General features: G+C 47.2%; 2 protein-coding genes. Both read right to left on the bottom strand.

Annotation, left to right across the window (positions count from 1 at the left end; genetic code table 11):
• A partial coding sequence (locus HMPREF9304_RS11125; RefSeq protein ID WP_036929159.1) for a plasmid recombination protein occupies positions 1 to 281 on the bottom strand: 281 nt, incomplete at its 3' end.
• Positions 282 to 613: 332 nt separating this feature from the next.
• Positions 614 to 1,375: DUF8464 domain-containing protein (locus HMPREF9304_RS11120; protein WP_036929156.1), on the bottom strand; the 762-nt coding region annotated here is incomplete at its 5' end.

Here is a 1,375-nt window from a genome sequence, read left to right as displayed (position 1 = left end):
TCGCTTTCAAGTTTGAGCATATCCTCGTGCGACCCTGAGAGGATAAAGCGAAGTGCCTTGACTTGGTTGTCTGCCACCTTACGGTAGANGTTTGCTGTGGNGATGCGGTGTTCTATGGCTTCCGTGCGGTTGGTGACATTTGCAGGAAATTGCACCAACTCACGGTTGAGGTGTGTGCGAGTTGCATCGACATTACTTGGCACGAATGTACGCTCGATGTGTGCGGTCATTGCCGAGTCGTTGCCACGAGCTTTGTCTATATGTAATACTGCGTAGCCCATAAGTTGAATATTGTTTTAAGGGTATCCAAAGGGGCGGAGTCCCTTGGCTCAGAAGGGCTTTTTTAGCAGTNANGCAAGTGGAGCGTGNAGAAAATGCCCTAATGAGCTATGGCATTTCTTCTAAATGCCGCTCCGCCCAATCCGAAACTCCCCTTTGAGGTGTTTGCATTCTCTGAATGCACAGAAGCTTTGTTGCTAAGTTTCTTTTTAGGAAACTTGCAGTTGGNAAAACTGCCATTGCTCTTGAAACAAAGCTATCTGTCTGCCTCTTGTTCTCTTTTAGTCCCTAAGGATACCCNGTTGATACTTGGTTTTAATTGCACTCTTTTGCCTTATCTGCGAAATCCACGCTTGACGACCGATTGCGGTTCCTTCTGTTTTTGNTCCATCACTTTCTGGCGAGAAACGTGATACTCGTTCAGGTCTTTATATCTGCCATAATGTCGGCNCATATCCTCTACTTTGATACCAGCCGATTGTAAAGACTGGAGGGCTTGTCGTCCTGCTTGGTCGTTGTCAAGGAAAGCTCGAACGGANTCAATGCCGTTCTCGTGAAGATAGGCNATAGCTCGTGAAAGATTGCTGACCGAGTTCAGCACGATGGAGGGTGAGATGGTTTCTTTTCCTTTCATCGTGAAAAAGGACAGAAAATCAATAAAGCCCTCAAAAATGTTGTGTGCGATGTCTTTTGTCCCATCCACACAACCGATAACGGAAATATCTTTCGGAGCGATTGTCCCTTTGAAATGTCTGTCGTCCCTGAGTTCATATCCTCCTGTCCGATTGGGAAATCCTATGGCGGTGTAAGTTCTTCCGTCCACCTCNTAGCACACGGAACGCAGATAGTGNTTGGCAAGCNAAANGTCAATCTTNCGCTCCTCCTGCAAATAGCGTTGCAGGTGTGGGGGNAGTTCCTCACTGATGCCNAGAATGCGCCTTGTGCTTGGGNATTGTTTTGATNTTTCTNCCTTTGAAGGANTTGCACGATGAAAGGAAAGAGCGTTCCCTGCCAAATGGCTCATTGCTTCGTGAGCATTGCACCTTTGCAACAACATCACAAGGTCTATGATGCTGCCACCTTTGCCCAAGCCGAA

It is taken from the genome of Hoylesella timonensis S9-PR14, assembly GCF_000762405.1.
GTDB lineage: Bacteria > Bacteroidota > Bacteroidia > Bacteroidales > Bacteroidaceae > Prevotella > Prevotella timonensis_A.
The sequence above is the reverse complement of the archived record's forward strand: the minus strand, read 5'-3'. Positions and strand labels throughout refer to the sequence as shown.